The sequence below is a fragment of the Faecalibacterium sp. AF27-11BH genome, assembly GCF_003603005.1.
In the GTDB taxonomy this organism is placed as follows: Bacteria; Bacillota; Clostridia; order Oscillospirales; family Ruminococcaceae; genus Faecalibacterium; species Faecalibacterium taiwanense.
In genome coordinates this window covers 14,842-28,032 of record NZ_QVGS01000006.1, presented here as the reverse complement: position 1 = coordinate 28,032, position 13,191 = coordinate 14,842, and the positions used below count along the sequence as shown (strand labels likewise).

At 54.7% G+C, this 13,191-nt stretch carries 12 protein-coding genes and 2 pseudogenes; all 14 read left to right on the top strand.

Annotated elements, in window-relative coordinates:
• Positions 1–35 precede the first annotated feature (35 nt).
• The 14 genes and pseudogenes from DWY76_RS07375 to DWY76_RS07310 all read left to right on the top strand — a co-directional run bounded on the left by DWY76_RS07375 (position 36) and on the right by DWY76_RS07310 (position 13,189).
• The gene (locus DWY76_RS07375) at positions 36–1,496 is read left to right on the top strand and encodes an NAD(P)/FAD-dependent oxidoreductase (RefSeq protein WP_120080681.1); all 1,461 of its coding nucleotides are present in this window, start codon (positions 36–38) and stop codon (positions 1,494–1,496) included.
• Between the two features lie 3 nt (positions 1,497–1,499).
• Positions 1,500–2,732, top strand: a complete 1,233-nt coding sequence (locus DWY76_RS07370; protein ID WP_120080679.1) for an FAD-dependent oxidoreductase — start codon at positions 1,500–1,502, stop codon at positions 2,730–2,732.
• The gene (locus DWY76_RS07365; RefSeq protein ID WP_120080677.1) at positions 2,729–3,091 is read left to right on the top strand and encodes a DUF1667 domain-containing protein; all 363 of its coding nucleotides are present in this window, start codon (positions 2,729–2,731) and stop codon (positions 3,089–3,091) included. Before DWY76_RS07370 ends, DWY76_RS07365 begins: the two co-directional genes overlap by 4 nt.
• A 350-nt stretch (positions 3,092–3,441) precedes the next feature.
• Positions 3,442–3,921: a MarR family transcriptional regulator gene (locus DWY76_RS07360; protein WP_097774755.1), complete on the top strand. Its 480-nt coding sequence runs from the start codon at positions 3,442–3,444 to the stop codon at positions 3,919–3,921.
• Positions 3,908–5,653 carry an ABC transporter ATP-binding protein gene (locus DWY76_RS07355; protein WP_120080675.1) on the top strand — a complete coding sequence of 582 codons (1,746 nt, stop codon included), beginning with the start codon at positions 3,908–3,910 and terminating at the stop codon, positions 5,651–5,653. Before DWY76_RS07360 ends, DWY76_RS07355 begins: the two co-directional genes overlap by 14 nt.
• Positions 5,643–7,289 (top strand): ABC transporter ATP-binding protein, encoded by a 1,647-nt coding sequence (locus DWY76_RS07350; RefSeq protein ID WP_120080673.1) that lies wholly within the window; start codon positions 5,643–5,645, stop codon positions 7,287–7,289. Before DWY76_RS07355 ends, DWY76_RS07350 begins: the two co-directional genes overlap by 11 nt.
• A 371-nt stretch (positions 7,290–7,660) precedes the next feature.
• Positions 7,661–8,572 (top strand): hypothetical protein, encoded by a 912-nt coding sequence (locus DWY76_RS07345; protein ID WP_120080671.1) that lies wholly within the window; start codon positions 7,661–7,663, stop codon positions 8,570–8,572.
• A gap of 109 nt (positions 8,573–8,681) precedes the next feature.
• Positions 8,682–8,942 carry a hypothetical protein gene (locus tag DWY76_RS07340; RefSeq protein WP_165852589.1) on the top strand — a complete coding sequence of 87 codons (261 nt, stop codon included), beginning with the start codon at positions 8,682–8,684 and terminating at the stop codon, positions 8,940–8,942.
• Between the two features lie 39 nt (positions 8,943–8,981).
• Positions 8,982–9,149, top strand: a pseudogene (locus DWY76_RS14355) (TfoX/Sxy family protein); the annotation flags it as partial.
• Between the two features lie 11 nt (positions 9,150–9,160).
• Positions 9,161–9,391, top strand: a pseudogene (locus DWY76_RS14350) (RNHCP domain-containing protein); the annotation flags it as partial.
• A 241-nt stretch (positions 9,392–9,632) separates the two neighbouring features.
• Positions 9,633–10,373 (top strand): N-acetyltransferase, encoded by a 741-nt coding sequence (locus tag DWY76_RS07330; protein WP_097774760.1) that lies wholly within the window; start codon positions 9,633–9,635, stop codon positions 10,371–10,373.
• Positions 10,374–10,905: 532 nt separating this feature from the next.
• Positions 10,906–11,094, top strand: coding sequence for an antitoxin VbhA family protein (locus DWY76_RS07320; protein ID WP_005939815.1), 189 nt, complete (start codon positions 10,906–10,908; stop codon positions 11,092–11,094).
• 2 nt (positions 11,095–11,096) lie between these two features.
• Positions 11,097–11,702, top strand: coding sequence for a Fic family protein (locus DWY76_RS07315; protein WP_097774761.1), 606 nt, complete (start codon positions 11,097–11,099; stop codon positions 11,700–11,702).
• 524 nt (positions 11,703–12,226) lie between these two features.
• Positions 12,227–13,189 carry an ATP-binding protein gene (locus tag DWY76_RS07310; protein ID WP_120080667.1) on the top strand — a complete coding sequence of 321 codons (963 nt, stop codon included), beginning with the start codon at positions 12,227–12,229 and terminating at the stop codon, positions 13,187–13,189.
• Positions 13,190–13,191 lie beyond the last annotated feature (2 nt).

Genomic DNA, 13,191 nt, shown 5'->3' with positions numbered 1-13,191 from the left:
GCTGGATCTCCAAATCAGGAAGAAAGGTGGATACCATGAAAAAACAATACGATGTGGTCATCATCGGTGCGGGTGTCGTGGGCAGCGCCATTGCACGCGAACTTTCGCGCTACAAATTGAGCATTGCAGTGCTGGAAAAAAATCTGGATGTCTGCAACGAGACCAGCGGCCGCAACTCTGCGGTGGTGCACGGCGGCTTTGCCAACCCCATTGGCAGCCTGAAAGCGAAGTGCTGCGTAGAAGGCAACAAGATCATGGGCCAGCTGGCCGAAGAGCTGAACTTCCCGTTCAAGCGTTGCGGCAAGGTGCTGGTGGGCAACACCCCCGAGGACATGGAGCAGCTGGAGCGCACCATGAAGCAGGGCGCTGTCAACGGCTGCACCGGCCTTGAGATGATCGATGAAGCAAAGCTGCATGAGCTGGTGCCAGCCGTGGTGGGCAAGTTTGCCATGTGGTCCAAAAACAGCGGCATCATGGACCCGTTCCTGTACACGGTGGCTCTGGCCGAGAACGCACACGCCAACAGCGTGGACTTCTTCTTTGACCACAAGGTAGAGGCTATCACCCGGGAAAATGAGCTGTACTACCTGCATACTGCCCATGGCGATTTCTGCACCCGCTGGGTGGTCAACGCCGCTGGTCTGGGCGCAAAGCAGATCTCCGACCTGCTGGGCCTGACCGGCTACCGTGTCATCGGCTCCCGCAGCAACTACATCATCCTGCACAAGCGCATGGGCAAGCTGCTGCCCATGCCGGTGTACCCGGTGCCCAGCAACACCTATATGGGCATCCACATCACCCCCACCGTGGACGGCAACGTGACTGTTGGCCCGGACGCGGAGAACACTGATGTGCTGGACGACTACGGTGTGCCGCAGGCCAACATGGACAGTCTGGCCGTGGAGGGCGCAAAGCTGTGGCCCCACATCTTTAAAAAGGATCAGATCCGCACCTTCGCCGGCATCCAGCCCAAGTGGGTGGATGAAAACGGTGCCATTCAGGACTGGAAGGTGGAGATCCGGGACGACGTGGCACCCAATGCCGTCAACCTCGTGGGCATTGAATCCCCGGGCCTGACCGGCAGCGTGCCGCTGGCCCGCTACGTCATCGGCCTGATGCTGGAGCACGAAAAGTTCGAGGAAAACCCAGACTTTGACCCGCACCACAAGGGCATCGTCAAGTTTGCCGAGTGCACGCCGGAACAGCAGGCAGAGCTCATCGCGCAGGACCCCGATTACGGCGAGATGATCTGCAGCTGTGAGGAAGTGACCAAGGCCGAGATTCTGCAGGCTATCCACAACCCGCTGGGCGTTTCCACCATGACCGGCATCAAGTACCGCACCCGCGCCATGATGGGCGGCTGTCAGGGCGGCTTCTGCCAGATGAAGATCGAACACTTCATTGAGCAGGAGCTGGGCACCGAGCCGGAGAATGTGCGTTACAGCCGTCAGGGGTCATGGATACTCACCGGCAATATGCGGAAGGAGGAGAACTGAGCGATGGAACAGAAAGACGTTGTGATTATCGGCGGCGGCCCTGCAGGTCTTGCCGCAGCGGTGGAGCTGCACAAGCAGGGCATCCGCAACATGATCATTCTGGAGCGCGAGGCGATGCTGGGCGGCATCCTGCGCCAGTGCATCCATGACGGTTTCGGTCTGGGCCGCTTCGGCGAGAGCCTGTCCGGCCCGGAATATGCACAGGCGTTCATTGATGAAGTGAACAAGCGTGAGATCCCTTACGAGACCAGCGCCACGGTGCTGAGCCTGACGGAGGATCGTGTCGTCACCGCCTCCACCCGCAGCGGCCTGCGCCAGTATCAGGCAAAGGCTGTGGTGCTTGCCATGGGCTGCAAGGAGCGCAGCCGCGGCGCACTGGGCATTCCCGGCGAGCGTCCGGCGGGCGTGTTCACCGCAGGCACCGCGCAGGCTTACATGAACCTCTACAACCGGATGCCCGGCAAGGAGGTCGTCATCCTCGGCTCCGGCGATATCGGCATGATCATGGCACGCCGCATGACGCTGGAAGGCGCTCATGTGCAGGCAGTGTTCGAGCTGATGCCTTACCCCTCCGGCCTGCCGCGCAACATCGTGCAGTGTCTGGATGACTACAATATCCCGCTCTATCTCAGCCACACCGTCACCGAGATCCATGGCCGTGACCGCCTGACCGGCGTGACCATCTCCGAGGTGGACGCGAACCGTCGGCCCATCCCCGGCACCGAGAAGGAGTACAAGTGTGATACGCTGATCCTCTCCGTGGGCCTGATCCCGGAGAACAAGCTGCTGGAGGATGCCGGCATCGCCATTGACCCCCACACCAACGGCGCTGTGGTGGACGAGAACCTGCAGACCAACGTGCCCGGCGTGTTCTCTGCCGGCAATGTGCTGCATGTGCATGATCTGGTGGACTTTGTTTCCATGGAGTCCGAGGCACTGGCACGCCACGCTGCCGCCTACGTTGAGGGCAAGGGCATCGACCCCTGCACGCTGGACGTGAAGTGCGGCGAGGGCGTGGGCCACACCATTCCGCAGAAGGTCAGCGGCAAGAACGACTTTAGCCTGTCGCTGCGCGTGCGGAACCACTACCGTGACTGCCGCATCGTGGTGCGCCAGAACGGTGTGGAAGTTGCTGCCAAGAAGATGAAGAAAGCCATTCCTGCGGAGATGATCCAGTTCAAGGTCTCTGCTGCCAAGCTGCAGGAAATGGGCGCACTGGAGGTGTCGGTGGAATGAAAAAGCAATTTACCTGTATCGTCTGCCCCAACGGCTGCGAGATCGAAGCCGAAGTTGAAAATGGTCAGGTGATCTCGGCCACCGGTCACACCTGCCCCCGCGGCGAACAGTATGTCCGTCAGGAGCTGACTGCGCCCCGCCGCACCATCGCCAGCTCAGTGCTGGTTAAGGGCGGCGAGCTGCCTGTTACCAGCGTCCGCCTGACCAAGGCCGTCCCCAAGGATATGATCTTCCCGGTGATGGACGAGATCCGCAAGGTGGTGCTGACCGCCCCCGTCAAGGCAGGCACCATCGTGCTGCACAACGTCTGCGGGCTGGACAGTGACGTGATGGTCACCAAGAATGTGGATGCCTGCTGACCGGCTGAAATAAAGAAATACGGAAAAACAGCCCTGATCGTCTGCCTGCTTTTACAGCGGACACGGTCAGGGCTGTTTTGATGCTATAAACCTGTTGACATGATATGGAAATGGGCTTGTGATGGCCCCGACGTGGGAAAGGACTGCGGCAAACGCCAAAAGCGGGCAATGCCGCAGCACATGGCTGGTCTGTACAGGCGCGGCCCATGCACTGGGTGTGGAGCCTGCCAGCATTGCAAAAATACGGGCACAAAAAGAACTGTTTGCATTTTGGAAACGAGATGCTATACTATTGATTGTACATACAACGATGTAGATACAACTTCCTGCAATGAAGCCCGGAGGAGCCTATGGATATTACGGAACGAAAAATCACAAAGATCGCGCGCGAAGCGGAAAAACTGGTTCTGCTCACGATGCGGGAGGAAGGGGTCGGCACAGCAGAGATCGACCTGATCCATGCAGTGCGGCATCACCCCGGTTGCACGCAGGCGCAGCTGGCGGAACTGCTGCACGCAGATAAGGCTGCCATTGCGCGGCGGACAAAAAATCTGGAAGCAAAGGGTCTTCTGATCCGCAGAGATGCCCCCAGCGACCGGCGCAGCCAGCTGCTGTACCCCACCAAAAAGGCGGAAAGCCTGAGATCCTCCAAGGCAGAGATCGAAGCGGCCTTTTACGAATACCTGACCAATGTGCTCACCGCCGAGGAAGCCGCTGCCTTTGCCGCTGCGCTGAACAAGCTGTACACAGCATCCAAGACCGAGAGCCGCGCGGGCTTCCCGCATTTCCGGAAAGCTGCAGGAGGTGAGGCTGCTCATGAAAAAGGATAAAACGTTCCGCCCGGACAGGGTGCTCTCCTATTTCAAAGCAGAGTGGCTCCCGCTGGCCTTTGTCACGCTGGCGGGCCTTGTGTATAACATCGGCCTGCTGGCAACGCCTTGGTTCGAGGGCCGGCTGGCCCAGTGCCTTGCCGACATTCTGGGCGGCAGCGAGACGGCGGCAAAAATGGCCATGCTGGTGCTGGCCTATATCGTGGTCACGCTGGCGGTGCAGGCGGCGCGCTTTATCAAGCGCTTTTATGTCCGCCGCTTTGCCAACAACATCAACCGCCGGATGAAGGGCATCCTGTATGCCAATCTGGTGCGGCAGAGCCGGGCGGCGCTGGAAAAAGAAGGCGCCGGTGAACTGATGACCAAGGCCATCTCGGATGTGGACGACTGCGTAGAGGGGATGCGCAAGTTCACCACCGAGATCTTTGATACCGGCGTGGCGCTGGTGGGCTATGCTGTGATGCTGCTGGTGTACGACTGGCGGCTGGCGCTGCTCAGCCTGCTGTTCACGCCGTTTTCCTACATGTGCGCGGCATGGATGAAAAAGCCGGTGCAGCGCGCCGGTGCGGCGTACAAAAAGGCGGCAAGTGCGCTGAGCGCTGCCACCCTCGACCGCGCCCGGAATGCTGTGACCTACCGCATTTACGGCTGTGAGGATGCCCGCGTAGAAAAGTACGAGGAAACCCTGAACACCTACGAAAAAACGGCAGTGCGCAACAATGTGTGGCAGTCCGCTCTGCCGCCGCTGTATCTGGCAGCGTCTGAGGCAGGCGTGCTGTTTATTTTGTGGTTCGGCGCTAAAAATGTGCTCGGCTCCGGCTGGAGCACATGGGACATTGCGGCGTTCACCACCTTCCTTTCCTGCTTCACGAAACTGGTGGTCAAATCCTCCAAGGTGGCAAAGCTGTTCAACTCGGTGCAGAAAGCCGAGGTCTCGTGGAAGCGCATCAAGCCGCTGATGAAGCAGCCGGAACAGCTGGAGGCATTGAATATCCCGGCGGCGCAGGACGTGACGCTGGAAAACCTCTCCTTTTCCTATGGCGAAGGACCCATCTTTTCCGGCCTGAGCCTGACGGCGCACCCCGGCGATATCATTGGCATCACCGGCCCGGTGGCCTGCGGCAAATCCACCTTCGGCAGGGTGTTCCTGTGCGAAGCACCCTACGGCGGCTCGGCAAAATTTGGCAAAACGGAATTTGCTACCCTGCCCCCGCGGCAGATCTCCGCCACCGTTGGTTACTTGGGCCATGATCCGGAGCTGAGCGCCGATACAGTGCAGAACAATGTTCTCTGCGGCAGTGAACAGGATGCCATGCCGTGGCTTGCTGCCGCCGCGTTGGACGGCGAAGTGCTGGCCATGGAAAACGGTGTGGATACCGTCATCGGCCCCAGCGGCACCCGCCTTTCCGGCGGTCAGGCCCAGCGCTTGGCACTGGCAAGAACGCTGGCCCACCCGCGCCCGGTGCTGATCCTGGACGACCCGTTCTCTGCGCTGGACCGCCATACCGAGGATACCGTGTTTGCCGATTTGCAGAGCGATGCAAAGGATAAGGTGGTCTTCCTCATCTCGCACCGGCTGTACCACTTCCCGCAGATGCAGAAGGTGATCTTTATGGACGGCGGTAAAACCACCGTTGGTACCCATGCCCAGCTGATGGAAACGGTTCCGCTGTACCGCCAGCTGTACGAGAGCCAGACGGTGCAGAAAGAAGGCGATCTGGATGAAGAATAAAAAGGATAACGGCGTATTTGAAGCCATCCGCATGGCCGCCATGTCGCATCATCTGCTCACAGCGGGCACCATCCTGTGCGTGGCGGCATCGGTGGTGGCATCACTGCTGCCGCCGCTGCTGCTGGCCGGTATCATTGACCGGCTCACCGCAGGCATCCCGCTCACCTTTGCAGCAGTGCTGCTTTACTTTGGCAGTCTGGCGCTGGAAGGGGGGCTTTCCTCCGCGCAGGAAAGCCTTCTGGTGCTCTTTGGCCAGAAAATGACCCACGCACTGCGGTCGGAAATGTCCCGGAAGCTTACCCGGCTGCCCGCCAGCACGCTGGCAGGCCAGAACCCTGGCGAGGTGGCGGCACGCTTTTCCGGCGATGTGGACACGGTGGAAGCGCTGTTCACCTCCGGCATCATCAGCATGGCGGCAGATGCCTGCCGCATCATTTCCATCATGGCGGTCATCGCGGTAAAAAACACCGGCATTGCGCTGGTGCTGCTGCTGGTGCTGCCGCTGTTTGCGGTGTTCACCCGCCATGTGCAAAAGCGGATGTTGGCCGCACAACTGGATAACCGCCGTGCCGTTGCGGCTGTCTCCGGTCAGGTGCCGGAGACGCTGCACAACATCCGCACCATCCGGGCGCTGGGGCTGGAAAGCTATAGGGAACGCCGCTATGACCGCTGCATCGGCGAGAGCTACGCCGCTATGGAGCGCACCAATTTTTACGATGCCATCTATTCGCCGGTGGTGCTGGCGCTGAACGCGGTGGTGGCAGGCATCGTGATGCTGCTTTCCGCCTCCGGCAATGCCATGGTGCTTACATTCTTTGGGATGTCGGTGGGTACCTCGGTGGCGATCATCAACTACATTTCCCGCATTTTTGCTCCCATTGAAAGCCTTGGCATGGAGATCCAGACCATCCAGTCGGCCATGGCGGGTGTCAAGCGCATCGATGCCTTTCTCGCTCAGCCGGAGCGCACGATCCCTGCCGAGCGCCGGACCGCTGCGCGCGGGGATGTGGAGCTTGCGCATGTGACCTTCGGCTATGGCGAAAAGCCCGTCCTGAGTGATTTCTCCATGACGGTAAAGCAGGGCGGGCAGGTCACGCTGGTGGGCCGCACCGGTGCGGGCAAGAGCACGGTGTTCAAGCTTCTGCTGGGCCTGTACCAGCCGCAGGCGGGCACTGTTACCATTGGCGGCGTGGATGTGGCACGCATCACCGACCGCGAGCGCCGCACCTGCATCGGTTGCGTGGAGCAGCATTTCTCCCGTGTGCCGGGAACCGTGCTGGAGCAGATCACGCTGGGCGATCCGCAGATCACTGCAGAGATGGCACGGAATGCGGCAAAGCTTGCGGGCATTGACGAAGCCATTCAGGCCCTGCCGGAAGGCTGCGACACCGTTTGCAGCGATGGCATGTTTTCGCAGGGCGAGTGGCAGCTGCTGTCCATTGCCCGCGCTGCGGCGGCGGACCCGGCTGTGCTTTTGCTGGACGAGGTCACGGCAAATCTGGACGCTGAAACGGAAGCCCGTGTGCTGGAAGCACTGCGCCGCGCCTCTGCAGGCCGCACGGTGCTCTCAGTCTCCCACCGCATTTACGAAAACCTGGGCGGCAGAACGGTGAAGATCGAGCCGCAGAGCATGTGAACCGAAACATTTTTCGCAATGCACGAAAAACGTTTCATCTCTTGACAGAACAGGCGCTGTGCTGTAAAGCAAGGCGCGAAAGCTGGGCAAAGCTCGTCTCGTTCTTTCAGGAGTGGTAAGGAAGATCAAAAATCTGTTTTTTCATGTCAGACATGAAGATACTTCTTGTTCTTTCGCAGAGAAAGGAATATAATGGGAGAGATAAGATCACCAGCATGCACATGATAAAACTTGGAGTGCGCTCAAGGTCAAGAGGAAGATGATTTCTTTCCCGGCAGGACTGTGCTATACTGGCAAAAAGATCTTCGGGTGCAGCGCAAAAGCTGCTGCAGGGAAGCTGAAACTTACAGAAATGAGGAACACACACAGCAATGGCACAGCACGAACGCGGCACGGCATATTATCATCTTCCGGGACTGTTTGAATTTTATGAACTGTACCGTGTGTTTCTGCCGCTGTTCCGTGAACACAGGGAATATTTTTACGACTGGTGCGAGATCGGTTCGGTCTACGGTGCACCGGCCGACTGCATCTGGGGCGGGGGCCGCACTGGCTTTGGCGATGCACAGCCGCACCGGGTGCTTGCACTGATGCAGGAATATGGCATATCGGCCCGGCTCACCTTCAGCAATTCGCTGCTCCGGGAAGAGCACCTTGCAGACCGGAAATGCAATGCCCTCTGTGCGCTGTTTGAAAAAGAAAACCGTGTGCAGAATGGTGTCATCGTCCATTCGGACCTGCTGCTGGACTACCTGAAAAGGCAGTATCCGGGCCTTTATTTCGTGTCCTCCACAACAAAAGTCCTTACAGATTTTCAGCAGCTCCGCGGAGAGACGGAACGGGAAGAGTTCCGCTATGTTGTGCCGGATTTCCGCCTGAACAAGTCGTTTGCAGAGCTGGATACCCTGCCGCAGGATCAGAAGGACAAGGTGGAATTTCTGTGCAACGAATGCTGCTGGTACGGCTGCCGGGACAGAAAGCGCTGCTACGAGAATGTCAGCCGCAAAAATCTGGGCGAGGACTGCCCGGACCACCGCTGCACAGCGCCGGGCGCACAGCAGGGCTATCGTTTTTCAAAGGCAATGGAAAACCCCGGCTTCATCGGGGCCGGGGATATCCGCAAAGTTTATCTGCCCGGCGGCTTTTCCAACTTCAAGATCGAGGGGCGGGGACTGGGCAGCGCGTTGATACTGGAATTTCTGCTTTACTACATGACAAAGCCTGAGTATCAGCTGCGCGTCCGGGAAGAAATTTATCTGGACAACATGCTGGATCTGTTCTGATGGCCCTGAGCCGCGTTCATATTTGCTTCCGTGATGCATCCTGCCGCCTTCGGGCGGCTTTTGTTTTAGGATGTACTGATTGACACCCTCAAAAGCATCCTGCAGGGAGGTGCAGCCTGCATTGTTCTCGGAACGCTATGTGGACCGTATGATCTCTTACCATGCAGGAATTTTCCGTTCCCTGATCGCAGGCGGCGAAATTCGGGATGAGGACCCGGATACATTGGCATGGATGTACGTTTCCCCGGTCATCACCCTGCTCAGTGTCTGCGACCGCCAGACGGAACGAGAAGCCGAAAGCCTTGAAAAGTTGGACGCCCATGTAAAGCTGTTCTTCCGTACCTTTAACATTGAACGAGGTGAAAAATGAAATCATCCGATGAATCAATACGAAGGGTGGTGTGAAATAATGGCTTCCAGCAAAGAATATCTTCATTTTATTTTGGAACAGCTATCAGATTTGGATGATATCTCGTATCGGTCTATGATGGGAGAATATATCCTTTATTATCGCGGTAAAATCGTCGGCGGAGTCTATGATGACAGATTGCTTGTAAAGAAAACAAGATCTGCTTTGGAATGTATGCCTGCGGCGGCATCATGGAGCCGGTGGCCGTCTGGGTACGCAAGGGCGGCGAGTGGGCCATCATCCACCGCTGCAAACGCTGCGGAAAGCTCAGCTCCAACCGGGTGGCGGCAGACGACAATCCCATGAAGCTCATGAGCATTGCCATGAAGCCCCTGTGCTCTCCGCCGTTCCCGCTGGACTATCTTGAGGAAATGACCGCCTTGATGGGCGGCGATGGACGGATGCGGTAAGCCGCAGCCAAAAACAAAAAGGTCGCTGTGTCGGAGAAGCGCTCTGCGGCACAGCGGCTTTTTACAACTTACTGCACTCATCATGGAACAATCGGGCGTTCTGTGCTATATTCTTTAAAGAGCCTTGAGTGGAGGAGATCCAAAGCATTGCTGCCGGGCAGATCACCGTCAACGGCACGGCAGACGGGAAAATGGAAGAAACTGTGCCGGAAAAGGCATAAGGATATAGGGGGACGCTTCGATGGAGTATATCCGAATCACAAAAGAAAACATCGACAAGGAACACATCTGTTGTGCCATGTCCGGCAAACAGAGCCTTGCCAAGAAGGAATGGCTTAAGCAGCGATTTGAGGAGGGGCTTGTTTTTTACCGCAGTGCGGAGCGCGGCAAATGCTTTATCGAGTACATCCCGGCAGAAAACGCATGGGTGCCCATTGAAGCGGCAGGCTGGCTTTATATCAACTGTCTGTGGGTCTCCGGCTCCTTGAAAGGGCACGGCTATTCCAGCGAGCTGCTGGAAGAATGCCTTCGGGATGCCAAGGCGCAGGGCAAAAACGGCGTTTGTATTCTGTGTGCAGAGGGGCGCAAACGAGAATTCCTTGCTGACCCAAAGTTTTTGAACCATAAGGGCTTTAAGGTTTCGGACATCTCCGATTGCGGCATCAACCTCATGTATCTGCCCCTTGCAGAGAATGCCCAGCCGCCAAAATTCAAGGCCTGCGCCAAGCATCCCAAGGTGGAGGAAAACGGCTTTGTCCTCTACTATACCGACCAGTGCCCCTACACCTATTATTGGGTGCCAAAGGTGCAGGAGGTTGCAAGGGAACACGGGATTCCGTTCAATGCCATCCACATCACCGAGAAAGAGACGGCACAGAATGTGCCCGCACCCGTCACAACATACGCGTTGTTCCGGGATGGGAAGTTTGTGACCCAGAGCATCCAGTCGGACAAGAAATTTTTGAAATTGGCGGCAGAATAATTCCATCAAGCAAAACGCCAGACGCTCAGACGCAGTGCAGCCCATAGAATTGGGGTGCGCTGCGTTTTTTATTTTGGAAGATAAAGAATAGGAGACCCTGCAATGAAAAAAATAAGGACGGCTTCGCTTCTCCTGCTTATGGTTCTGGGAACCGGGCTGGTGCTGATGGCTCCAAGGTGAAGGAAAAGCGGTTCCGTTATAGCTGCCATTATAATGTACGGCATCCGGGTCAATGCGATGGACAGTCCGGCTACGGTGTAACAAAACTGGACGCAATCGTAGAGAGTATCGTATGCACCAAGTTTTCGGAGATTTTAGAGTGTTCCAAAAGCAAGCTGCTTCAGGATATGCTTCGCAGGGACATGGAAGTAGCGCAGAAAGAAGTATCACGTGCAAAGAGTGAACTCGACCTCAAGGGCGACGAACGGAATGCATGCACTTTTTATATTTGGCATCAAGTTATAGATTGACAAGAGTACGCATACACGATAAACTTTATATAGTACCATGTGGATTAAAAGGAGACTCAACCATGAGTGTCAAGTATACTACCCCTGCTCAGCACAAGAGCAACCTCCGCAATGTGTATGGAACCTTTGCCATTGAGGGCATGACCATCAGCAAAGATACACGCAGCAACCTTGACCGCATTGGCAGCGGTCAGGCCAGCTATCAGCAGGTCGTGAATGAACTGCGCGCAAAGTACGCGAAGAAGGGCTGATTATGTTCTCAAAGTATGATGTCTACACCACAGTGCAGTCCATGTACTGCTACCCGGATACGGATGTTCTGATCAACAAGTTGAACATTCATGATAAAGCCGAACTCAAACAGGCCGAAGAAGAATTTACGGCTGTAAAACAGATGGCTCTGTTACAGGAGCCAATCAAGGGACGTTTTACCAAAACTCACCTATTTCGGATTCACCGCTTCCTTTTTGAAGATGTGTACCCGTTTGCAGGGCACATCCGCAAGGAGCAAATCAGCAAGGGCGACACGATGTTCTACCCGCCAGACCTGATTGACCGAGAATTAGAGCGGGTGTTCAAAACTATTCACTCCAAGAAGCTGCTTGCCGAACAGGATAAAGAAAAGCAGATTCAAAATCTGTCGCAGACGATGGCCGAACTGAACATCATCCATCCATTCCGTGAGGGAAATGGCCGTAGCACCCGTGAATTGATTCGCTGCATGGCGTTGGAATATGGTCTACATATTAACTGGGGCAACACTGATCGAGAGACTTTGATCAACGCTGCAATCGCTGCTGTAGATGATGATATGGCGTTCTGTGATGTTCTAAGACAGTGCGTTGAAACGGAAAACTAGCGAAAAACGCCCTGCCGAGATACGGCAGGACGTTTTGTTTTTTATGGACCTAGAGGGATTCGAACCCTTGACCTCTCGGATGCGAACCGAACGCTCTCCCAACAGTCTCGCTTTTGTGCACACCTTATGCAATGTGAGAAAAGAAAAATCAACGTATATTCGTCCATATGAAAGGCGCGGTCATGCTGATAGACTTTCTTGGTTGCAAGTATGGTCTCCAAGCCGCTGATTATCAAGATGAAGCTGTTTGGGGCGTAATATGGTTGGCGGACAAGTGAGCTACAGGCCCTTGAGATGTAACTCATATGGGGTTCAGATGTATCACATCCCAATTTACAATAAAATACGATGTACCGTAAAAGCGTAGCTTCTGTTTTGAATGAAATCTGCGCTTTTATTTCATTTTAAATATAGATTAAGAACAAAACAAGCTCCAAGAGACAGTAATCCGGGATTGACAGACATACTTATATTGAGTAAAATAACAATGAGTAACTATATTCTAGTGGAAGGGCGGTGATCTCTTGGCAACGGCTGATCAGGTTAAAAGTCTAATTAAGGCACATATTGAACAGGATGATGAGAGGTTTAAAACAATCACCCTTCAAATTGCAGCTAATGAAGCTAGGCATGGGCATGATACTTTTGCTCGTGAGCTTAAGCAGTATGCAGAAAAAATTGGTAAAGGAAAAAAGAACCTAATCCGATTGAATAACAATGGGAATGGAATGTTCCTCGTCACCTATCCTTCTGAGCGACTTTCGGATTTGGTTGTTTCCTCGGAAATTCAAGAACGGATAGAACGATTGCTCATAGAGTACCGAAATCGAAACAAGCTACAAAAGTATGGATTAAGCAATCGACGTAAAATTCTAATTGAAGGGCGTCCGGGAACAGGAAAAACATTTACGGCATCTGTGATTGCAGCAGAGCTAGATTTACCCCTTTATACAATTCAGATGGACAAAGTCGTTACCAAGTTCATGGGCGAAACAAGTACCAAATTGCGTCAGATTTTCGATAATATTTCAACTTCAACAGGAGTGTATTTTTTTGACGAATTTGATGCCATCGGTGCCGATAGAAGTTTGGACAATGAAGTTGGCGAGGCAAGAAGAATCCTAAACTCTTTTTTACAATTTATTGAGCAGGATACTTCGGACAGTATCATCATTGCAGCGACCAATAATCAAAAATTATTGGATCAAGCTCTTTTTAGACGTTTTGATGATGTTCTACATTATGCGATGCCAACAAGTGATGAAGTCAGAAGACTATTTGAAATTAGATTGGGGACGTTTGATAGTTCCTTTAAAGTATCTGATGAGACCATTCGCATGGCCAGCAAATTGAGCCATGCAGAAATCATTCGGGTGTGTGACGATGCTATTAAGAATTCTATTTTAATGAATGCAAAGATAGATAATGTGTATCTTTTAAAAATGCTTAAAGATCGAATAAATGCATATATAGCGAAGGAGGCATGATC

Excerpts from the sequence above, each read along its gene's own strand:
- DWY76_RS07315 (WP_097774761.1), top strand. The coding sequence starts at position 11,097 with ATGTTCTCAAAGTATGATGTCTACACCACAGTGCAGTCCATGTACTGC.
- DWY76_RS07355 (WP_120080675.1), top strand. The coding sequence starts at position 3,908 with ATGAAAAAGGATAAAACGTTCCGCCCGGACAGGGTGCTCTCCTATTTC.
- DWY76_RS07360 (WP_097774755.1), top strand. The coding sequence starts at position 3,442 with ATGGATATTACGGAACGAAAAATCACAAAGATCGCGCGCGAAGCGGAA.
- DWY76_RS07375 (WP_120080681.1), top strand. The coding sequence starts at position 36 with ATGAAAAAACAATACGATGTGGTCATCATCGGTGCGGGTGTCGTGGGC.
- DWY76_RS07365 (WP_120080677.1), top strand. The coding sequence starts at position 2,729 with ATGAAAAAGCAATTTACCTGTATCGTCTGCCCCAACGGCTGCGAGATC.
- DWY76_RS07350 (WP_120080673.1), top strand. The coding sequence starts at position 5,643 with ATGAAGAATAAAAAGGATAACGGCGTATTTGAAGCCATCCGCATGGCC.
- DWY76_RS07370 (WP_120080679.1), top strand. The coding sequence starts at position 1,500 with ATGGAACAGAAAGACGTTGTGATTATCGGCGGCGGCCCTGCAGGTCTT.
- DWY76_RS07345 (WP_120080671.1), top strand. The coding sequence starts at position 7,661 with ATGGCACAGCACGAACGCGGCACGGCATATTATCATCTTCCGGGACTG.
- DWY76_RS07330 (WP_097774760.1), top strand. The coding sequence starts at position 9,633 with ATGGAGTATATCCGAATCACAAAAGAAAACATCGACAAGGAACACATC.
- DWY76_RS07320 (WP_005939815.1), top strand. The coding sequence starts at position 10,906 with ATGAGTGTCAAGTATACTACCCCTGCTCAGCACAAGAGCAACCTCCGC.